A 21,449-nucleotide genomic window follows, 5' to 3' on the forward strand; every position below is an offset into this window, starting at 1 on the left:
CGATGCTGGACGTTGAAAAAATCCGCGCCGATTTCCCAATCCTCAGCCGGGAGGTGAACGGCAAACCGCTGGTCTATCTGGATAACGGCGCCTCGGCTCAAAAACCGCAGGCGGTGATCGATGCGGTGACGACTGCCTATAGCCACGAATACGCGAATGTGCATCGCGGTCTGCACACGCTCAGCAATATTGCCACCGAGAAATACGAGGCGGTGCGCGGTATCGTGGCGCGCTTTTTGGGCGTGTCGGACGAGGATCAGATCGTGTTGAATTCGGGGACCACCGAGGGGATCAATATGGTCGCTTATGGCTGGGCGATGCCCCGGTTGGAAGCAGGCGATGAGATCATCCTGAGCGTGATGGAGCATCACGCCAATATCGTGCCCTGGCACTTTCTGCGCGAGCGGCAAGGCGTGGTGCTGAAATGGGTCGATGTCGATGCAACCGGCGCGCTGGATCCGCAAAAAATACTTGATGCGATCACGCCCCGGACCAAGCTGATTGCGGTCACACAGCTTTCCAACGTTCTGGGCACAAAAGTGGATGTGAAAGCCATCTGTGATGGCGCCCGCGCGGCGGGCGTGCCGGTACTGGTAGATGGCAGCCAGGGCGCAGTGCATATGCCGGTGAATATCGAGGATATCGGCTGCGATTTCTACGCTATCACCGGACACAAGCTTTATGGACCCTCCGGATCGGGCGCGATCTTTGTCCACCGCGACAGGCTAGCCGAGATGCGCCCCTTCATGGGCGGCGGCGACATGATCCGTGAGGTGCACAAAGACGTCGTTACCTATAACAGCGCGCCGATGAAGTTCGAAGCTGGCACGCCAGGCATCGTGCAGACCATAGGTTTGGGGGCCGCGCTGAACTATATGATGGGCATCGGCATGGCGGCGATCGCTGCCCATGAAGACGCGCTGAGCGCTTATGCCGTCAATCGGCTGACCGGCCTTAACTGGTTGAATCTGCAGGGCACAACACCCGGTAAAGCGGCCATTTTCTCGTTCACGCTCGACGGTGCGGCGCACGCGCATGACATCAGCACAATTCTCGACAAGAAGGGTGTCGCCGTGCGTGCGGGCCACCACTGCGCCGGACCGTTGATGGATCACCTGGGTGTAACTGCGACCTGCAGAGCCTCTTTCGGGATGTACAATACCGAATCTGAGGTCGATGCACTGATCGACGCATTAGAGCTGGCGCACGAGCTTTTTGCATGATTCGCCATATGGCGTGGCGTGTTTCGCCGATATGCGCTGTAGTCTGAAAAATCAGATAGTTACGGTGTTTCGGGCGGCGGTTTTACGCGCGTATTTGTTGCAAAGTTGCAATCCCGGCACAGCTTCGCCGTTATCTGAAACAAGGATTCGACAAGAGGTCAAAGGTGTTGTTAGAGTGCACATGTTGCCAACAACGGAGAACAATATGAAACTCTTCAACATCCTGACAGTGATTATGCTCGGCGCATTCCTGACTGCCTGCGCGCAGCAAGACGAACCCGAGCCCGTAATGGTCGAACCAGAGCCGGTTTATGACAAATACGGCAACCCGGTCTAACTGACGACCTAGTTCCTAAAGAATCACTTAAGCCTGGGCGAGCTTCTAGCTGGCCCAGGCTTTATTGCGTGACGCGTTCGAATCCGGCAATTGACGGCACACTCCCAAAACCGGACATTGACATGCATTTTGCAATTGAGACAGTCCGGGCTTTCCCCTATACCGCTGCGCAATGCACCTGTAGCTCAGCTGGATAGAGCGCTGCCCTCCGAAGGCAGAGGCCAGAGGTTCGAATCCTCTCAGGTGCGCCATTAGATACTCGATTACAAAGGCTTAGCGTGTTTTGATCGTGCCAAGCGCGGCTTTAGCCTCACAGTATTTTTAAGTGTAACCGTAAATGACAAGCACAAACTCATAGCCACTGGATATCACCGCTGAGCAGTGTGTGCATCACGAAGCACGTTTGCGCTCCTGCTCTTGCTTAAGCAGCGCCATCTGATTATTGGCGCTGATCGGGCGGGAATAGAGAAACCCCTGATGAATGTCGCACCCGAGACCCAAAAGGATGTCACGCTGTTCTGGCGTTTCAACGCCCTCCGCGATGACATCGATCTCCAGCGATTTGGCGATCTCAAGGACACAGGACAGTAGTTGCCGGTTCAGATCGCCTTCATGAGCGGGCAACACCAGCTCGCGTGCGATTTTAAGCCGATCAGGTCTTAACGTCATGAGGCTGAAGATCGATGTTCTGCCGGTGCCAAAATCGTCGATCTCGATGCCAATACCGAGATCGCGTATCTTGTCCAATGTCCAATTCAATTCGGCCGATGGATCGTCGAGCGTTGTGGTTTCAAGCAGTTCGACCGAAATGGGCGTCTTGCCGCAACTGCGCAGCTCTTTCAACCGCTCAATCAGCGCATCGTCCTTCAGGTGATCTTCCGATAGATTGAGCGACAGGCCGGGGAGATGAATGCCGCGATCGGCCGCGTTCCGCAGGAACATAGCGCATTTTTCGAACATGATCCCATCGATCAACCGTACGAGGTCATTTTCTTCAGCTGTTGGCATGAAATCCGGGGGGCCAACGACCGTGCCATCGGGCCGCCGCCAACGGGCCAGCGTCTCCATGCCCACGATCCGACCGGACCGGGCGTCGACCTGCGACTGAAAATAGGGCTCAAACTCGCGCCGTTCGACCGCAGCCAGAAGGTCGCCCACGATTTCACGGCGCTTGCGAACCCGTTCGCGGATATTCTTGCTGGACGTGACTGTGCGATTTCTGCCGTTGTGTTTTGCTTCATAGAGCGCCTCATCCGCAGCACTGACCAACGCTTCTAGGTCGATAGTCGGCTTGCAGGTTTCCCAGGACAATCCAATGCTGGCGGTAACCATATCGCTCACGCCAGAACGATCATGGGAAATCGCCAGCTCGCGGATCGCTTCATGTATTCGTGTCGCAAGCTCGTTGCCATCGTTGCGCCCGCCACCGGGGATCAGGCAGATGAACTCCTCGCCGCCATAGCGCGCGACGATCGCGGCATCATCGCCTGCCAAAGTGTTTAGCGATGTAGCGATGCGTTTCAGGCAATCGTCACCTGCCTGATGGCCGTAGTGATCATTGTAGGCTTTGAAACAATCGATATCGATCATGATCAGCGCCACCGGTAAGCTCTTTTTGCAGGCGTTTTCCATGAACCGCGTGGCCTGGCGATCAAAGGCGCGACGATTCAGAAGCCCGGTCAACGCATCGCGGTCCGCCTGTCGCTTGAGCGCCCTGTTGGCCGCGTTCAACTCGCTGGTGCGTGCCTTGACGGCCTCGGACAGCTGGGTGGACTTCTCGTTCAGCTCGGTGTTGCTTTTGCGAACCTCAAGGCTTGAATGCTCAAGTGTCTGGATGGCAAAGGCCGCGCTTCCAGACATTTCTTCAATCCGCTTTCCCAGTACTTCGATCTCAGTATCCTTAAGGAAATTCGGCGGCTCAGGCACATCGATTGCGCCAGAACCGGGCCGCCAACGCCCGGCAGCTTCAGCGATCTGCACGATGTAACGTGCAAGCGCGGCATAAACCAGCGCCACAAGCGCAAGGCCGAAAATCAGATTTTTTACGGTTGCGAACAGGAAATAAGACACCATCCGCCGGACAATCGCAGGTGGGACGATCGAGCGGTCAACGATCACCAATATTTCACCGATTTTTTCCCCGTCGGTAGCTTCGGGATTGATCAGATCACGCGCCAGAAGCACCTCATCACTGCCGGAGAGGGGGCCAAAGGCGGGCAGGGTGGGTTCTAAGTCGCGTTCGCTGCTCGCTACCTCCTCGGTATCATTCCGGATGCTGACGCGGCGGATCGCCTGTTGGGTAAAGAGGCCCTCAATTGCTTGCTCCGCAGCTTCCTGGTGGTAGTTGTAGATAGCAGAGGCTGCCGATGGTACGATGCTTTCCAGAAATGCCTCGGCCGTATCCTGCACTGCTATTTTTTGCTGTCTTAAATCCAAATATAACTGGCCAAACGCCGCCAGCACGCCCAATACCAAAGCCAATAACAGGGTCACCCTCATCAAGACTTTGCTGAGGGCACGCCCGCTTTTGGCGGTAGTGGTATTGTTGCGGTGCCGCATCCGTTCAGTTTGTCAGCTGGAATTCGTCGCTGTCGACAACGCGCTGCAGAGCGGCGGCAAGGCTTACGCCGCCAGGTGCGCTTCGAGACACAAGAACATATCCTGGCGTCGTGCTAAGTGGCGTCTCCAGTGTCCTAAGCTGGGCCTGTTCGTCTGGCGATAACGCATTTTCGAGCGTGTGCTGGCCGACCCCGCTATTGACTGGAAACACGTCAATCCTACCTGCGAGCAGCTTCTTCAGATTTGCCTCGTCTGACGGGGCTTCGAACAGGTCCAATACACCGCTATCACCCAGATCCCAGAATTCTTGCGTATAAGTATAGCCCGGGACGACGCCGATGCGTAAGCCGGACAGATCTGTCAGCGCGTTCCAGTCTTCGGTCGGAAAATCATCCCGAACCATAAAGACGATCGTATCCATCTGAATCGGACCAACATATATAAAATCATCCTCACGTTCCGCGCTGTAATACCAGTAGGACGATACATCAAAAATGCCTCGACGGGTTGCCTCAAGCGCGCGTTTCCACGGCATATAGTGAAATTCCACATCAAAACCTGCGGCCTTTGCAACGCTGCGCACATGTGTATTGACCAACCCGTGCCCGGGAAGGTCCTGGCCCGTGAAGGGTCTGTATTCGCCTGTTGCGATCCTGATCGTGGTTGGCTTGGCCCCGACGCCAGCTGTGAGCGCCAGAAAGGCTAAGGTCGCAACGGTAATTATACGCATGAAACCACTCCGAATAGATTGCTACGGAGCAGCTTTAGGCAGAGAGGTTTTAGATTTGGTGTGAATTTGTCGGATCGTTAAAATTCTCGGCAGAATCTCACGAGTACACATGACTTACGTGAAAGCCGTGAGCGTCCAAGGGTCGTTCATCGGGGCAGGGGATCTTCATCCTCGCTTTGGCCAGCCAGCCAGTCACGGAATTTGCTGAGCGCGGCATCGCCGGATTTTTCCCGCGGCCATACCAGGTAATAGGCGCCTGGCGACTCGGTCGATCCTCCCCAGACCTTTGTAAGACGGCCCGTAGCAAGGTCCTGCTCGACCAGATAATCGGGCAAGAGAGCGACGCCTAACCCATGCAACGCCGCTTGTGTGATGGTAGAAAACTGATCATGGACGGTGCCGGTGACGGTGTCAACGCTGACCCCGTGCGCTTCAAACCAATGGCGCCATGCGTCCGGCCTGGTTTCTATGTGCAGGATCGGCAGGCGCAGCACATCCTCGGGCCGGCTGAGCGGCGCGCTGATCAAACCGGGTGCGCAGACAGCGATCACACGCTCGGTCTTGAGCCTCAGGTGCTTCGTGTTCGGCCAGTCTGGATTGCCAAAATGTATCGCTGCATCAAATGGTTCGAAGGCAAAGTTAAATGATTTCAGCCGTGTTGCCAGATTGATCGTAACCTCGGGGTGAAGTCGGGTAAAATCTGCCAGTCGCGGCACCAGCCACCGCATACCGAAGGTCGGCAGGATCGCCAGATCGAGGCTGCCACCCGACGGGTTTACTGTAAGTTTGAGTGATGCCTGAGTGATTTGTTGCAGCGCCTGTCGGATCGTAACCGCATAATCGCGCGCTTCCGGGGTCAGCACCATGCCGCGACCCTTTCGATGAATAAGTGTGACGCCCAGTTGGTCCTCAAGTGTCTGCAGCTGGCGACTGACCGCGCTCTGGCTCAGCGCCAGCTCATCCGCCGCTGCGGTAGCGCTGCCCAACCGGTCCAGGGCTTCAATGGCCCGCAACGAGGCGATCGATGGAAGAAGGCGACGTGGTGCGTTCATAATTGCAATTTACTCATGTGTGTATGCAAAACAATCGCTATTACTTCGACTCTTACAGCTATATTGTCCACTTAAATCATTATTAATTGCGGAAAACTCATGCGAAGGAGTGAAGTATGACACTTGACGCCCCCCAACTCAAAGCCAAAGACGCCCCTGATCTCGCGGCGTTCGACTGGGAGGATCCATTCCGCCTTACGGACCAACTGGAAGAAGATGAGCGTATGATCGCCGTGAGTGCCCGTGCCTACGCGCAGGAAAAACTCCAGCCGCGCGTAATCAAGGCGTTCAGCGACGAAGAAACCGATCCCGAGATTTTCCGTGAAATGGGTTCGATGGGCCTGCTGGGCACCACCATCCCCGAGGAATATGGCGGGCTGGGCAGTTCTTACGTCAGCTACGGCCTTGTCGCGCGCGAGGTTGAGCGGGTGGACAGCGGCTATCGGTCGATGATGTCGGTACAATCCAGCCTCGTGATGTACCCGATCTATGCCTATGGATCGGAAGAACAGCGTCAGAAATACCTGCCCAAACTTGCCAGCGGGGAGATGATCGGCTGTTTCGGGCTGACCGAACCTGATGCGGGCAGTGATCCTGCGGGCATGAAGACACGCTCCGAAAAGACAGAGGGCGGTTATCGGCTGACAGGCTCGAAAATGTGGATATCGAACAGTCCGATTGCCGATGTTTTTGTGATCTGGGCAAAATCGGATGCCCATGACGGCAAGATCCGCGGATTTGTACTGGAAAAGGGCTTGAAAGGGCTGAGCGCCCCCAAGATCGGCGGCAAGCTGTCGCTACGTGCCTCAATCACCGGCGAGATTGTGCTGAACGGCGTGGACGTTGGCGAAGACGCGCTGCTACCCAATATTCAGGGCCTGAAGGGCCCGTTCGGATGTCTCAACCGGGCGCGTTACGGTATCGCCTGGGGTGTGATGGGCGCCGCCGAATTCTGCTGGCATGGCGCGCGGCAATACGGGCTGGACCGGCAACAATTCAAACGGCCGCTGGCGCAGACGCAGCTATTCCAGTTGAAACTGGCCAACATGCAGACCGAGATCGCACTTGGGCTTCAGGCGGCGCTGCGTGTCGGACGGCTCATGGATCAGGCCAATGCCGCGCCCGAGATGATCTCGCTGATCAAGCGCAACAATTGCGGCAAGGCGCTTGAGATCGCTCGCCACGCCCGAGACATGCATGGCGGCAACGGGATTTCTGAGGAATTTCAGGTGATCCGGCACATGATGAACCTTGAAACGGTGAACACCTATGAGGGGACGCATGACGTGCATGCGCTGATCCTGGGCCGCGCGCAAACCGGGTTGCAGGCGTTCTTCTGATATTACTGATCAAATGATCTGATGAGCCGGGAACTTCCGGCTCATTCCGCAGGGCAGGGCGCAGCGACATTCCCGTTTGTGCGTTTTTGAACATTGGTCATGGCAAATCTGCCATTGCGACAGCGACCGCAAGGGTTACATACCGATGATGCCCACAGTGGGCTTTCCAGAGGTTACTGATGGCACTTGCCGAATCCAGCTTTACCCAGGGCAACCTGATGCGGCACGTGTCGATCATGTCCTTCACTGCCAGCCTCGGCCTGATGGCGGTGTTTGTCGTCGACCTGGTCGATATTATCTTCATCTCGATGCTGGGGCAGGATGCGCTGGCCGCGGCAGCAGGCTATGCCAGCACCGTCATGTTCTTCGCCAGCGCGGTGAATATCGGCCTGTCGGTCGCCGCAGGCGCCCTGGTGTCGCGCGCTGTGGGCGCCGATAACGAGGTGGACGCTCGCGAATTCGCGACCAGCGTCGCGCTGCTGTCTGTCGCAGTCGGTATCCTTTTGCCGGTGCTGGCCTTACCCAATATCCACGGAATTCTAGGCTTGCTGGGCGCCACGGGCGAGGTCGCGGACAAAGCGGCACAATATCTGTGGATCATCCTGCCCACGACACTGATTTCGGGCCTGTCGATGACCACGGTGGCCGTATTGCGTGCCTATGGCGACGGATCGCGCGCGATGTATCCGGCGCTGGCTGGTGGGGCCGCGAATGGCATCCTCGATCCGATCCTGATCTTTGGTCTTGGATTGGGCCTTCCCGGGGCGGCAATCGCCACCGTGGTCGCGCGCATCGTTACGCTGGGTATGGCACTTTATCCGGCGATCAAGCGCTACCAGGCCTTTTCCAAGCCCCGACCGCAATGCGTCAGGCGGGACGCGAAAGTGGCCATGCGCATCGCTGTTCCCGCTGTACTGGGCACCGTGGCAACACCTGTTGGCAGTGCGATTGTCACCCGCGAAATGGCGAAATACGGAACCGATGCGGTGGCCGGCATGGCGGTGATCAGCCGGATCATACCGGTGGTGTTTTCCGTTGTATTGGCGCTTTCCGGTGCAATCGGGCCGATCATCGGTCAGAATTACGGGGCAGGGCAGATGAGCAGGGTCAAGGAAGCATTCGTCGACGCACTGACATTCACGGGTATTTATGTGCTTCTGGCCGCCGCCTTGCTTTTTGTCCTGCGTGAATCGATCGCTGAGCTTTTCGACGCGACCGGGATGACCCGGACGCTGATCCTTTTGTTCTGCGGCCCGCTGGCGCTGGCTTCCTTCTTCAACGGTGCAATCTTCGTCGCCAACGCCTCGTTCAACAATTTGGGACATCCGGGATATTCGACCGTGATCAACTGGGGGCGCAACACGTTGGGCACATGGCCGTTGGTGATCTGGGCCGGTTCGATCTGGGGCGCGCCGGGCGTTCTTGTAGGGCAAGCCGCTGGCGGTGCCGTCTTTGCGGGTCTCGCGGTGCTACTCGGCTTGCGGGTGATCGCCGACCCGGAGGAGGACCTGATCCCATTAGGGGCAAAATATCAGGAGGATCGGATTCATACATTGTGCAACCGTTGTAATCGTTAAGTATTGGTAACCGCTATATCTATATAGCGCATAATCAGTATTATGTTATTATTGTATCACACCTACAGGCAATCGGGTAACGTAGATGACGCCGTTAGATGTGAACAGTAATGTTTACAAACAGTTATCTCGCGACGTCAATGCGTTCACGACCGCGCGCCTGCTCAGCTCAGACAAATGCGAAACGCCGGAAATCGCCAAACTGTGGTGAATTATGACAACCTGACGCCACGATGCTCGACAGCGTCAAGCAATACGGTCTAATAAGAGCGACGAGGGAAAATCGCCATGACTTCAATACTTGTACTCAACGGGCCTAATCTTAATCTGCTGGGTCAACGGCAGCCTGACGTCTATGGTCATACGACACTTGCAGATATCGAGAAGATGTGCCGCGACAAGGCTCAGGCGCTTGGTGTTGAAATCGAGTTTCATCAGAGCAATGACGAAGGCGCGATATTGGACATGATCCATGCAGCCCGCGGCATGCATGATGGGATCATTCTGAACGCCGGGGCATATACGCATACCTCAGTGGCACTGCGCGACGCCATCAGTTCAGTTGAGCTGCCGGTGATCGAGCTGCATCTGTCGAACATTCATGCGCGCGAGGAATTCCGCCATCACTCCTATATAAGCGGTGTCGCGCTTGGGCTGATCTGTGGCTTTGGCGCGGCGGGTTATCCGATGGCGGTCGAAGCCATGCATCGCCATCTGGGAGAAGCCGAATGATCCCGACAACACAGATTAACCGTTTGCTTAATACGCCCAGCATCGAAGAACTCTGGGATATGCACACCAGATGCATGGCCGGATACGGGTTCGACCGTCTGATCTATGGTTATACGCGCTATCGCACAGCGACATCACTGGGTGATCCCGAGGATTTTGTGCTGCTGACCAACCACGCCCCGGACTATACCGACGTATTCATCGGCGAAGGGCTTTTCTTTCACGCGCCGATGGTGCGTTGGGCGCTGGAGCATGACGGTGCATGCTCGTGGTCGGTGCTGAAGATGATGATCGCCTCCGGCACCATGTCCGACCAGGAAAACAAGGTTTTGGAATTCAACCAGTCAAAGAACGTCACCGCTGGCTACTCCGTCAGCTTCAAGTCCATCTCGCCCCGTACCAAGGGCGCCATCGCCCTGACGGCACGCCAGGGTCTGGATCAAGAGGAGGTTGATGCCATATGGGAAGAGCATGGCGAGGATATCGTCGCGCTGAACAACATGGCGCATCTGCGCATCCTGTCCCTGCCCTATACGGCGCCCGGCCGGTCACTGACCAAGCGACAGCGCGAGGTGCTTGAATGGGTCGGTGACGGTAAGACCATTCAGGACATCGCCATGCTGCTGGAGCTGACACCGGCAACGGTTGAGAAACATTTGCGGCTGGCGCGCGAGGCGCTGAGTGTTGAAACCACCGCTCAGGCGGTTCTAAAGGCCGCATTTCAGAATCAAATGTTCGTAATTGATACCTAATGCACGCAAAACGAGAACATTGTTTCCAAATATTCTCCATATTTAGTCTTTGGTAAGGAAATCCGGACTTTCGTTACTCAAGGTAAAGTAGCAATATAGTGAAGTTCCGTGAGTGGTGGCTTTGAGCCCGGGAACACCAGACTTGGAACCTCTGCGATATCAGGGCGCTCGAGTCTGCCGGTTCTTCCGGATGTCGGCCACTGGTCTTATTGATCGGGTCAGTGGTCGGCGCTTACCAGACTGTCGTTTCATCCCCAAATAGAGGACAGTCCTACTACCTGCGGTGTCGCTCCTCAAGGCGGCACCGCACCCGTTTAAGATGTGTCGTACTTAGGTCTGGTCGGATATGCATACAGAAAGTCGAGAAAGCGTTTGCATTGACAGATGCGATCAACTGGCCGGAAGAATTCACTCCCGGCCGATGTGATCGATGGCACCGCCCTGCCCCGGTTCACATATTGGGGAAATAATCCTCGCAAACGCCCTCGCGATAGACATCCGCCGTGCAGCAATGCAGGCCCCCGCCAAAGGCATAGGCATCACGCAGCTCAACCGGCACGACCTCCATGCCAAGTTTGTCCATCTGCTCCATCTGGTAGACTTCCGAAGCCTCGACACAGACGGTTTTCGGATCCAGCACCAACACGTTCATGCTAAGCCAGGTCGAGGAATAGCAAAGCGGTGGCGGTGTGTTGTGCGCCGGTTGCGCCGCATCAACGATTTCCCAGTCATTGTCATTGAACATCTTGCGCTGATCGTCAGGCAGACGGCGCTGCGGGTTGTTCAGGATCAGACCAGGACGCAACGGCGTGAAGGTCGCGTCGATATGAATCGGATACGGGTCGCCGGGGAAGTTTACCGCATGCACGCGATGATCGGGGAAATGTCGTCTGATCCACTCGATGCCTTTTAGGTTCGTCGTGAACCCGTGCTGCACCACCAGATCGCGACCAAAGCGCAGCACATCGGCGGCATCAAACAGCGGCTCTTCCTCGGTGGTGACAAAGAATTTCTCGGCAGTCCATTTCAGCCGCTTTTCGACGCCGATCTTTTCCGACAGGTAATCCGGGTGGTAATCGGCATCGGTCAGACGCGGCTTGGGCGCGCATTCATGGCGAAAATTCGGGTCTTCGTTGAAATACTGCTGCATCAGCGGGCGGTAATTCAGATATTCAAACCAGCGGCAGCGATAGGACATCGTCGCTTCCAGCATTTCCGAGCCCACCGTCAGCAGCACATCGCGCGGCGGCATGCAGCCAAACTGACTTTCGGTATGAAAGTCCGGCGTGGTCGCGGGCAAGCTGTGATCGATGCAGGTCGGGCGGTCCACACGGATGCCACGCTTTTCTAGCATCGCTGCGAAATTATCCAGAAGCTCGTTGGCGCGATCAATGGTTTCCTGCGGACGGCGGCCCCACTGGCCACGCATGTCGCTGTCTTCAGGCACCTTGGCATCCAGCGCCGGTTCTTCCGGCGGGATGTGACAATCATCCGCGCGACCAACGATTACATGTTTAAGCGGATCCCACTCGTTCCAGCTATTGACGACGGTTTTCTGGCTCATCTTGCCTCTCCCCCAACATAAAAAGGGGCACCCGATTGGATGCCCCGAATATCTTCAACGCCTAAGCAATTAGCCCTGAACAGCTTTGGCGACCTCGGCGGCGAAGTCTTCTTTTTCGACTTCAATGCCTTCGCCCACTTCCAGACGCACGAAACCTTTGATTTCAACACCAACTGCTTTAGCGGAATCGCCAACAGTCGTTTTGCCGTCAACGCTCTTCACATAGGCTTGGTTCAGCAAAGTGATTTCACTCAACCATTTTTTCATCCGGCCACCAATCATCTTTTCGATGACTTCTTCAGGTTTACCGCTCTCACGTGCGATATCCATCTGAATTGCTTTTTCCTTTTCAACAATCGCCGGGTCAACGTCATTTTCGGACAGTGACGCCGGGTTGATGGCAGCAATGTGCATGCCGACACCGCGGGCAAACTCGGCATCGTCACCAGTATAGGCGACCAGAACGCCGATTTTACCCATGCCTTTTGTCGCGGCGTTGTGGATGTAAGAAACAACCTTTTCACCTTCGATTGATGCCATGCGACGCAGCGACATGTTCTCGCCGATGGTGGCAACTTTGGCGGTAATGGTCTCTTCGACGGTTTTGCCGCCCATGTCGGTGGCTTTTAGCGCGTCAACGTCGGCGGCACCAATAGCAGCTTCGGCCACAGCGCCAACCATGCCTTGGAATTCGGCATTTTTGGCGACAAAGTCGGTTTCAGAGTTGATTTCAATCGCAACACCACGACCACCCTCGACCTTGACCGCAACCAGACCTTCGGCAGCGGTGCGGCCCGATTTCTTGGCGGCTTTCGCCAGACCCTTGGTACGCAGCCAATCAACCGCGGCTTCCATGTCGCCTTCGTTTTCGGTCAGCGCTTTTTTCGCGTCCATCATGCCTGCGCCCGTGGAATCGCGCAGTTCTTTTACCATTGCAGCAGTGATCGCCATATCGGCTCTCCTCAAATTCGATGCTCATGTCTGGGGGCGGGTGTCCCCGGCCCCCATATCGGTCCTGTCAGAAGCGGCTCAGCTTTCAGCGGCGGCTTCTGCTGGTGCTTCGGCCGGCGCTTCGGCAGTGGCTTCTTCCGCAGGTGCTTCGGCGACGATTTCTTCAACCGGTGCTTCTTCCATCGCGCCCAGGTCAACGCCTGCCGCACCCATTTGTGCCGACATACCATCAAGTGCCGCGCGCGAGGCCAGATCGCAATAAAGCGAGATCGCACGCGCCGCGTCATCATTACCCGGGATGATGTAATCAATGCCATCGGGTGAGCAGTTGGTGTCAACCACGGCCACAACCGGGATGCCCAGCTTGTTGGCTTCAGCAACGGCCAGCGCTTCTTTCTTTACGTCGATGACGAAAAGAAGATCAGGCACACCGCCCATTTCACGGATACCGCCCAGCGAGGCCTGCAGTTTTTCCTGATCGCGCTCGATGCCCAGACGCTCTTTCTTGGTCAGGCCCTCGGCGCCGCCTTCAAGCGCTTCGTCGATCTGTTTCAGGCGCTGGATCGATTTAGACACGGTCTGCCAGTTGGTCAGCGTGCCGCCCAGCCAGCGGTGGTTCATGTAATATTGCGCGCATTTCTCGGCCGCTTCCGCAACCGGCGCACTGGCCTGACGCTTGGTGCCGACAAAAAGAACCCGGCCATTCTTGGCAACGGTTTCGCGGATGACGTTCAGCGCCGCGTCCAGCATTGGAACGGTCTGTGTCAGGTCCATGATGTGAATGCCGTTGCGCGCGCCATAGATGAATTCGCCCATACGGGGATTCCAACGCTGCGTCTGGTGGCCGAAGTGAACGCCAGCTTCAAGCAGCTGACGCATGGTGAACTCTGGAAGAGCCATGTCGTTTTCCTTTTCCGGTTTTCGCCTCGGCACGGGGAAGAGGCGGATGCCTCAACCGGTGGACATATGGGGATGTCTCCCCCAAGGGCCCGCCCGTACCTGCGGATTTCGATGGGGCGCGGATAAAGCAGAACGCGCCCCTTGGCAAGGTCTTATTCCGGTGGCCGGATCATCAGAATCCACTCGGTGCCGGGACAGTGCCACCCGTCGGCCTCGACGATGGGCCGGCGTGCTATCTCGCTGTACCACTCACTGCGGTAAAGCCCAAGTGCTGCCGCGTTGCCATCTTCGGCAATCAGGCTCATGCCATTCTTGCCAGCATTACCCGCAACCGCCCGCAATAATTTGCGCCCGATGCCGCATCCCTGAAACTCGGGGAACACGGCCAGCGCGTTGACGTAATGCGTGCCGGGTGCCAGATTTTCGAGCTCGATCAAGGGGATGAATACCGGTGGTGTGTCGTCTTCGATCGCTTCCGGTTCATCGCCGATATCATATGTGATGATACCGCCAGCGACCTCGCCGCCCATTTCGGCGACGATCGCCGTTCCCGGCGCCGCCTTCGCCAACTTGTCGCGCATACGCTCCAGACCGATCTGCGAGGCATCCCCGCCGGTACCAGCAGACTGCGCCCAGTCCCAGGGTGCCAACCCTTCGCTGGCCAGTTCAAAGACGCGCCTGAAGTGAGGCGCGTCAGTAGATTTCGCAGAACGTAGCAGAACAGTCTGCATGTCAGCTCCTTCAAGCGGCATGGGCGTGGCCTTTCACACAGCATTTGCCCACTTCACCCACATGGCGGTGATCGGTGCCGCAACACCCGCCCAGCACCTTGATGCCGGTAAGGCCGCGCATCATTGCCGCGTGCAGCTCACCAAATTCCACCGGATCGCCATCGTCAAGCTCTTCGGCATTGTCGAGTTCCTCGTGGCTCATCCGGCTGGCGTTGGCCCGCATCCCGCCAAGGCGCGCTGTCCAGTCGGCCCCACCGAGGATGGCAGAATAGTGATCGGGATGCGCGCAGTTGATCATGTAGTAGATGGGTGATGCATCCGTCGCCGCGTCCACGAGTGCAATGGCGTCACCAACACCCTGTCCGGTCGGCAGCTTGCCGTCGGTTTCCACGGTGAACGAGATCACCACCGGAACCCCGGCCACTTTCGCCGCGCGTGCAATGCCGATTGCCTCTTCAACATAGTTCATGGTCACGGCTGAAACCATATCAGCCCCTGCGGTTGCGAAACTGACAACCTGACGGGCGTGATATTCCTGTGCTTCTTCGGCGGTCATCGTCTGTCCGGGTACATAACCGTCCCCCTGCGGACCAACCACACCATTGACAACCACTGGAACGCCCTTCTCGCCCCATGCAGCGGCAATGTCGCGGGCAAAGCTGACCGCTCTGGCATTGATCCGGTCGATCGCTTCACTACTGAAACCGGTCTCATCCGCCCAGCCCTGGCTTGCGCGCCATGTCGGGGTATCAAGGACAAATCCGGTATCATTTTGTTGCGCAAGCTGCAGGAAGTTGTCGAAATAGTTCCTCAGCGTCTCGCGACCCTTGGTATCGTTCAGAAGCGGAAAGGCCGCAAAAGCAGGCAGATCGAGTCCCTCGTGAAAGACGAGTGTGGTTTCAAGCCCGCCATCGGTCAGGAAAGGTCGGTCAGTTGTCAGAAGTTGTTTCAGATTCGAATTCATGGAATGCGCCATAATATATGGTTCCTGTATGTTTAGCTGTTGCTACAATTCAGTCGATATTGTGCCGCCGCGCCGGTCGTATCAATTCCGCCAGCACGGCGATGCGGCGGGTGTGCGCCGCGAAGGTTGCAGTTTGTTTTCATATCTGCCGGTTTTACGTTTCAAATGTTGCAGCGGTGGCATTCTCGAGCTGCCCAGAAGTTATCGTATTCGTTCAATGGCTTGATCGGCGGGTAAGTCTTTCTCACTGACTGCGCGGCGAAACAATTGAAACACCCAACCTTCGGATCGAAACAGATTTGATACAAAACAGGGAAACAATAACGACGAAATCAACTGCGATATGGCAGTTACGCTTGAAAGCACGATCATCACCCACGGCATGCCCTATCCCCACAATCTGACAACTGCGCGCCGGGTGGAAGAGGCCGTGATGCAATCTGGTGCTGTGCCCGCCACCATCGCGGTGATCAAGGGGCAGCTGCATGTGGGCCTGACCGATGAACAGTTGGAAGGTCTCGCTCAGGCACTTGACGTTGCCAAGCTCAGCCGCGCCGATCTTGCCATTTGCATGGCACGCGGCGGCACCGGCTCGACCACCGTGGCGGCGACAATGATCGCCGCTGCCCGCGCAGGGATCGAGGTTTTCGCCACCGGCGGCATCGGCGGTGTCCATCGCGGCGCGGATGCCAGCTTTGATATCTCCGCAGATCTGCAGGAGCTGGCCCAAAGCCCTGTCACAGTTGTCAGCGCCGGGGCCAAGGCCATTCTCGATCTGCCGAAAACGCTGGAAGTGCTGGAAACCCTCGGGGTGCCGGTTATTGTCTACGGCCAGGACAGTTTTCCAGCCTTCTGGTCCGCCACGTCGCCCCTGCCCGCGCCGCTGCGCATGGACAGTGCCACCCAGATTGCTGCCGCCCACAGGATGCGCGCGGCACTCGGTCTGTCCGGGGGCCAATTGGTGGCCAATCCGATTCCGGTTGCCAATGAAATTCCCGCCGGTCGCCTTGCCCCGATGATCACCCGGGCCACGCAAGAGGCCACGGATCAAGGCATCAGCGGAAAGGCACTGACACCTTATCTGCTCAAACGCATTCACGAACTATCTGACGGGCAATCGCTGAAGGCCAATATCGCGCTGATCCTCAACAATGCGCGTCTCGGGGCCAAGGTCGCTATGGAAATTGCCGCCGGCTGACGGTGGCCAATCGGCAAATACGCTCTAACTGCTGGTAGCAACGTCATTTCCCGCGCTCTGCCCCATTGTCGTATGGCGGAATTCTGCTTACATAGCCTGCATGCTCAACTGCCTGAACAAATAAATGAACACGCCTTTCGACGAAGAACCGCCCCAGCCGAAAAAGCCGGGCAGGTTCGCAGGGCTGCGCGCCAGCTTTCTGACAGGGTTGGTGGTGATCGCCCCTGTCGGCCTTACGATCTGGCTGATGTGGTCCGTGATCGGCTGGGTCGACGGCTTCGTGCTGCCGCTGGTGCCCTATAATTTCAACCCGGAAAAATACATCGGCATCAACCTGCGCGGCGTCGGTGTCATCTTCTTCCTGGCCTTCACCATTTTCATCGGCTGGATCGCCAAGGGGCTGATCGGCAAATCCCTGATCAGCTATGCCGAGTCGCTGGTCGAACGGATGCCGGTTGTCCGCACGATCTATTCCGGTGTTAAACAGATCGCCGAAACCGTTTTTGCCCAGTCCGAGCGCAGTTTCGAAAAAGCCTGCCTGATCCAGTACCCACGCAAGGGCATCTGGGCCATCGGCTTCATTTCGACCACCGCCAAGGGCGAGGTGGCGGAAAAAGCCGAAAACACAGGCGGAATGCTTAGCATCTTTGTGCCAACCACCCCCAACCCGACCTCGGGCTTTTTGCTGTTTTTTCCCAAGGAAGACGTGATCGAACTGGACATGAGTATCGAAGATGCCGCCAAACTGGTGATTTCCGCGGGCCTCGTCTATCCGGGGCAGAACGGCAATGGGAATGGCGGAACCGAAAGCTAGCCGAACATCTCTTCCAGATCGGTCGTGCTGGATTGGTTCAGATCATCAAAATGATCATCCAGAAAACCCTCTGCAGCGTTGCGCCCTGCCTCTTTCAACCGTTTAAGAAGATAGGGGTTCGGCAACAGCTTGGTCGCGACTGACAGCTCGCGCATCAGCTCGTCATCGGCGATCATATGTACCAAGACCTGTTTCATGGCGCCCTCTTCCACGGCACCGCCCGCGATAAGCCGCTGCACGAAATTGATGGCGCGTAGTTCCCGCAGCAATGACGAATTGAAACTGATCTCGTTGATCCGGTTCTGTATTTCATGCGCCGCTTTCGGCACCTCGGCGCGATCAAGCGGGTTGATATTGACGATCACGATATCCTGCGGCAGCGCCGGCGCGAACAGCGGGAAAAGAGCCGGATTGCCGGTATAGCCGCCATCCCAGTAGTGCTCACTGTCGATTTCTACCGCCTGGAACAAAGTCGGCAGACAGGCCGAGGCCAACAGGCTGTCGGTGCTGATCTCGTCGCCGGTGAAGACCCGGATCTTGCCGCTATGCACGTTGGTCGCACAGACGCAGAACGCAGGACCCTGATCGGCACAGACCATGTCATACTGGAACTGGTCCACGATCCGGCGCAGCGGATTGCGATAAAACGGCCCATATGCATAAGGCGATATCAACCGGCTCATCGTATCCGTGACGGCAAAGGGCCAGGAGAGCTGCATTGCATCGCTGACCAGACCCGGCGACGGCAGAAACCCCGACATCCACGCGGGCATGCGCATGTCCTGCACCGCGCCGATCTGCTCCCAAAGCCAGTTCAGGTTCTCCCTCGCGCCGTCGCGTCCATCCATCAGCCAGCCTGCCTTGAGCGCCGCACCATTCAGCGCCCCCGCCGAGGTGCCGGACAGCCCTGCAATCTCGATCCTCTCGTCCTCCAGCAACCGGTCGAGCACACCCCAGGTAAAAGCGCCATGCGCGCCCCCGCCCTGCAAAGCCAGATTGATCCGTTTTACACCCGCCACGACACTGCCCTTTCATCGTCCAAAAACACTTTGAAGCGCGCGAGGGACAACAACCCTCGCATCAGTCGGATTGCCTCAGCAGTTCGACACCATCAAAGCGCCGTCCAGCCGCCATCGACACTGATCGTCGTGCCTGTAATCTGCGTTGCTGCGTCCGAGCATAAGAACACCGTCGTGCCACCGATCTGATCCACCGTCGCCATCTCACGGCTGGGTTGGCGCGTCAGCATCACCTCACGCAGCACGGTCTCGCGGTCCATCCCGTATTCCTTCATCGTGTCAGGGATCTGCGCCTCAACCAGCGGCGTCAGCACATAGCCGGGACAGATCGCATTAGCGGTGATCGGCTCTTCCGCGGTTTCCAGCGCGGTCACCTTGGTCAGGCCGACAACCCCATGCTTGGCCGCCACATAGGCCGATTTATAGGGGCTCGCCGTCAGCCCGTGGGCCGAGGCGATATTGACCACCCTACCCCACCCCGCCTTGCGCATCATCGGCAGCGCCGCGGCCGTGGTATGAAATGACGAACTCATGTTGATCGCGATGATCGCATCCCATTTCTCGGTCGGAAATGCATCAATTCCCGCCACATGCTGAATGCCCGCATTGTTGACCAGAATATCGCAGGCCCCGGCTTTTTCGATCAGCGCGCGGCACTGATCACCCTTGGACATGTCCGCCTGGATGTAGCGCGCTGTGACGCCATGTTCCCGACCCAGTTCCTCGGCCAGCGCGTGATCCTCTTCCGAATCAGTAAAGGAATTGAGAATCACATTGGCCCCGGCACGGGCCAGCTCGCTTGCGACGCCCAGGCCGATGCCCGAGTTCGATCCGGTGATGATTGCGGTCTTGCCTGATAGCGACATGGGACACCTCTCCTTTTGTATATGAGGGATACTTAACATGCTGCAGTTGCAAAGTGCAGGGGGCTGCCAGCCCAAACAACACAAAAAAAACGCCCGCACGAAGCGGGCGTTAAGTTATTGAGGCAGGTTTCATACAGGCAAGAAACCTATCGAGCAGTGATCCCTTTATAAGCAATCTGGCGCTCGCATCCAAGCTAAAAGTTTGAAAAGACGCAAAACCCTATCTACGTTCAGGGCCAGATGAATAAGGACTCAGGGAGATTGTTGCCGAAATGAGATCAGAATTTTTCCGCTCATCGCGGGCATTGATGGCAGCATTCCTGGTATTTCTTACCCCCCATATCGCCCTTTCCGAACCTGCGCATGGCATAGCTATGTATGGCGATCCGGCCCTACCACCCGATTTTGTGTCTTTGCCTTACGCCAACCGCAACGCACCGAAGGGCGGTCGTGTGGTCACTGGCAATGTGGGCAGCTTCGATTCGCTCAATCCGTTTACCGTCAAAGGCACGTCACCCTGGCAGTTGCGTTTCCTTACACATGAGACACTTATGGGCCGTTCCTACGACGAACCCTTCTCTCTTTACGGTCTTCTGGCCGAATCGATCGAGACGGGACCGAATCGCGAATGGGTGGAATTCGCGCTACGGCCCGAGGCGCGATTCTCGGATGGCAGCCCGGTCACCATCGAAGATGTGATCTGGTCCTACGAGACGTTGGGCGGCAAGGGACATGCCCGCTATCGTGGTATCTGGGCCAAGATCGACCGGATCGAAGCCACCGGCCCGCGCAGCGTCAGGATCACGTTCAACCAGTCCGACCGCGAGCTGGCCCTGGTCGCCGGGCTGCGCCCAATCCTCAAAAAGGCGCAGTGGGACGGTAAGGATTTCGCCGAGAGCCGTATTGACGACATTCCCATCGGCACTGCGCCCTATGTGGTTGACAGTTTCGAGACGGGCCGCAATGTCGTACTGCGCCGCAATCCCGATTACTGGGGCAAGGATCTGCCGTTGCGCCGCGGCACCGCAAATTTCGATGAAATCCGTATCGAGTTCTATGGCGACAACACTGTCCTGAAAGAGGCGTTCAAGGGCGGCGCGGTTTCCTATGTTCGCGAGTTCAACGCCGAGAAATGGGAAACCCTCTACGATTTCCCCGCGGTCCAGCGTGGTGACATCGTGAAATCGGAAATACCGCATCAAAAACCATCAGGCATGACTGGTTTCGTCATGAATACCCGCCGCCCGCCACTGGATGACATCCGGGTGCGCGACGCACTGATCCACGCATTCAATTTCGAGTTTATCAACGACACGCTGACCGGCGGGCGCCAACCGCGCATTACCTCGTATTTCTCGAACTCGGAACTTGGAATGCTACCGGGTCCCGCCGAAGGGCGCGTGCGCGAACTGCTAGCCCCCTTTGCCGCCGATCTGCCAGATGATGCGATCACCGGTTACGCCATGCCACAAAGCGATGGCAGCAAACGCAACCGCGCCAATATCCGCAAAGCCATAACCCTGCTGACCGAGGCGGGTTGGACGGTTGAGGACGACGGTGTGCTGAAAAACGCTGCGGGTGAGCCCTTTGAGCTAACCGTTTTGCTGCAGCAAGACGGGCTTATTCAACAAGCGACCGCGATCATGGATATCTATGCCCGCGCGCTGGAACGGCTTGGCATCACGCTGGCAGTCGAGAGCATCGACAAGGCGCAATATGCCGAACGTGAGGCGCAATATGATTTCGATCTTGCGTTCCTGCGCCGCGCCCTGTCGCTCAGCCCCGGCAATGAACAGCTGTTCTATTGGGGCAGCGAGGCCGCCGATCAGCCCGGAGGCCGTAACCTGATGGGGATGAAATCCCCCGCCGCTGAGGCGATGATCGCCGCGATGCTGAGCGCGGCATCCCGCGACGAATTCATCGCTGCCACCCGCGCGCTTGACCGGGTGCTGACAAGCGGTCGCTATGTCATACCGATCCACCAATACGCGGTCGGTCGCATAGCGCATACTAAAGAGCTGAAATACCCCAAGGATAATTTGCCGATCTATGGCGACGGGGTGCATTTCCTGCCCGAGGTCTGGTGGTACGAGGCTGATTGAATATGTACCGTCACACCGCAGATACATTCCCGGCGTAG

Annotated in this window: 19 protein-coding genes and 1 tRNA gene; 10 read left to right on the plus strand and 10 right to left on the minus strand. The window is 57.1% G+C overall.

Annotated features, from left to right (window positions below; translation table 11 throughout):
• The first annotated feature begins 2 nt into the window (after window positions 1-2).
• The 3 genes from LC334_RS13685 to LC334_RS13690 all read left to right on the plus strand — a co-directional run bounded on the left by LC334_RS13685 (window position 3) and on the right by LC334_RS13690 (window position 1,811).
• Complete coding sequence (locus tag LC334_RS13685) at window positions 3-1,223, plus strand: cysteine desulfurase (protein ID WP_085801232.1); 1,221 nt, start codon at window positions 3-5, stop codon at window positions 1,221-1,223.
• 205 nt (window positions 1,224-1,428) lie between these two features.
• Complete coding sequence (locus LC334_RS23065) at window positions 1,429-1,560, plus strand: hypothetical protein (RefSeq protein ID WP_263286509.1); 132 nt, start codon at window positions 1,429-1,431, stop codon at window positions 1,558-1,560.
• 174 nt (window positions 1,561-1,734) lie between these two features.
• Window positions 1,735-1,811: transfer RNA gene (locus tag LC334_RS13690), tRNA-Arg, on the plus strand.
• 139 nt (window positions 1,812-1,950) lie between these two features.
• Here LC334_RS13690 and LC334_RS13695 read toward each other — a convergent pair.
• The 3 genes from LC334_RS13695 to LC334_RS13705 all read right to left on the minus strand — a co-directional run bounded on the left by LC334_RS13695 (window position 1,951) and on the right by LC334_RS13705 (window position 5,901).
• Window positions 1,951-3,969 (minus strand): putative bifunctional diguanylate cyclase/phosphodiesterase, encoded by a 2,019-nt coding sequence (locus tag LC334_RS13695; RefSeq protein WP_176237717.1) that lies wholly within the window; start codon window positions 3,967-3,969, stop codon window positions 1,951-1,953.
• A gap of 154 nt (window positions 3,970-4,123) precedes the next feature.
• Window positions 4,124-4,849, minus strand: coding sequence for a substrate-binding periplasmic protein (locus LC334_RS13700; RefSeq protein WP_085801230.1), 726 nt, complete (start codon window positions 4,847-4,849; stop codon window positions 4,124-4,126).
• A 146-nt stretch (window positions 4,850-4,995) separates the two neighbouring features.
• Complete coding sequence (locus LC334_RS13705) at window positions 4,996-5,901, minus strand: LysR family transcriptional regulator (RefSeq protein ID WP_085801229.1); 906 nt, start codon at window positions 5,899-5,901, stop codon at window positions 4,996-4,998.
• Between the two features lie 116 nt (window positions 5,902-6,017).
• Between LC334_RS13705 and LC334_RS13710 the strand changes: the two genes are divergently transcribed.
• The 4 genes from LC334_RS13710 (at window position 6,018) to LC334_RS13725 (ending at window position 10,302) form a co-directional block, all read left to right on the plus strand.
• On the plus strand, window positions 6,018-7,241 hold the full coding sequence (locus LC334_RS13710; protein WP_085801228.1) for an acyl-CoA dehydrogenase: 1,224 nt from the start codon (window positions 6,018-6,020) through the stop codon (window positions 7,239-7,241).
• Between the two features lie 179 nt (window positions 7,242-7,420).
• A complete protein-coding gene (locus tag LC334_RS13715; protein ID WP_085801227.1) occupies window positions 7,421-8,818 on the plus strand; it encodes an MATE family efflux transporter in 1,398 nt (465 codons plus the stop codon).
• A 288-nt stretch (window positions 8,819-9,106) separates the two neighbouring features.
• A complete protein-coding gene (aroQ, locus tag LC334_RS13720; protein WP_085801226.1) occupies window positions 9,107-9,550 on the plus strand; it encodes a type II 3-dehydroquinate dehydratase in 444 nt (147 codons plus the stop codon).
• On the plus strand, window positions 9,547-10,302 hold the full coding sequence (locus tag LC334_RS13725; RefSeq protein ID WP_085801225.1) for a LuxR family transcriptional regulator: 756 nt from the start codon (window positions 9,547-9,549) through the stop codon (window positions 10,300-10,302). The genes aroQ and LC334_RS13725 overlap by 4 nt, the downstream gene beginning before the upstream one ends.
• A gap of 451 nt (window positions 10,303-10,753) precedes the next feature.
• On the opposite strand, the gene LC334_RS13730 is transcribed toward LC334_RS13725, so the two are convergent.
• The 5 genes from LC334_RS13730 to LC334_RS13750 form a co-directional block, all read right to left on the minus strand.
• Window positions 10,754-11,866: a serine/threonine protein kinase gene (locus tag LC334_RS13730; protein WP_085801224.1), complete on the minus strand. Its 1,113-nt coding sequence runs from the start codon at window positions 11,864-11,866 to the stop codon at window positions 10,754-10,756.
• Between the two features lie 69 nt (window positions 11,867-11,935).
• Window positions 11,936-12,817: a translation elongation factor Ts gene (gene tsf, locus LC334_RS13735; RefSeq protein ID WP_085801223.1), complete on the minus strand. Its 882-nt coding sequence runs from the start codon at window positions 12,815-12,817 to the stop codon at window positions 11,936-11,938.
• Window positions 12,818-12,895: 78 nt separating this feature from the next.
• Complete coding sequence (gene rpsB, locus LC334_RS13740; protein WP_085801222.1) at window positions 12,896-13,717, minus strand: 30S ribosomal protein S2; 822 nt, start codon at window positions 13,715-13,717, stop codon at window positions 12,896-12,898.
• 152 nt (window positions 13,718-13,869) lie between these two features.
• Window positions 13,870-14,448: a GNAT family N-acetyltransferase gene (locus LC334_RS13745; protein WP_176237716.1), complete on the minus strand. Its 579-nt coding sequence runs from the start codon at window positions 14,446-14,448 to the stop codon at window positions 13,870-13,872.
• A 10-nt stretch (window positions 14,449-14,458) separates the two neighbouring features.
• Window positions 14,459-15,412: a homocysteine S-methyltransferase family protein gene (locus LC334_RS13750; RefSeq protein WP_085801258.1), complete on the minus strand. Its 954-nt coding sequence runs from the start codon at window positions 15,410-15,412 to the stop codon at window positions 14,459-14,461.
• Window positions 15,413-15,755: 343 nt separating this feature from the next.
• Between LC334_RS13750 and LC334_RS13755 the strand changes: the two genes are divergently transcribed.
• Window positions 15,756-16,610 (plus strand): pseudouridine-5'-phosphate glycosidase, encoded by an 855-nt coding sequence (locus LC334_RS13755; RefSeq protein ID WP_085801220.1) that lies wholly within the window; start codon window positions 15,756-15,758, stop codon window positions 16,608-16,610.
• Window positions 16,611-16,734: 124 nt separating this feature from the next.
• A complete protein-coding gene (locus LC334_RS13760; protein WP_085801219.1) occupies window positions 16,735-17,424 on the plus strand; it encodes a DUF502 domain-containing protein in 690 nt (229 codons plus the stop codon).
• On the opposite strand, the gene LC334_RS13765 is transcribed toward LC334_RS13760, so the two are convergent.
• Together LC334_RS13765 and LC334_RS13770 are read right to left on the minus strand one after the other, a co-directional pair.
• A complete protein-coding gene (locus LC334_RS13765) occupies window positions 17,421-18,443 on the minus strand; it encodes a patatin-like phospholipase family protein (protein ID WP_085801218.1) in 1,023 nt (340 codons plus the stop codon). The genes LC334_RS13760 and LC334_RS13765 overlap by 4 nt on opposite strands.
• Before the next feature lie 92 nt (window positions 18,444-18,535).
• Window positions 18,536-19,309, minus strand: coding sequence for a 3-hydroxybutyrate dehydrogenase (locus LC334_RS13770; RefSeq protein ID WP_085801217.1), 774 nt, complete (start codon window positions 19,307-19,309; stop codon window positions 18,536-18,538).
• 272 nt (window positions 19,310-19,581) lie between these two features.
• Here LC334_RS13770 and LC334_RS13775 point away from each other — a divergent pair, with 272 nt between their 5' ends.
• The gene (locus LC334_RS13775; protein WP_085801216.1) at window positions 19,582-21,411 is read left to right on the plus strand and encodes an extracellular solute-binding protein; all 1,830 of its coding nucleotides are present in this window, start codon (window positions 19,582-19,584) and stop codon (window positions 21,409-21,411) included.
• The last annotated feature ends 38 nt before the right edge of the window (window positions 21,412-21,449 follow it).

Origin of the sequence: Roseovarius aestuarii, from assembly GCF_019966515.1 — a bacterium.
GTDB classification, from domain to species: domain Bacteria; phylum Pseudomonadota; class Alphaproteobacteria; order Rhodobacterales; family Rhodobacteraceae; genus Roseovarius; species Roseovarius aestuarii.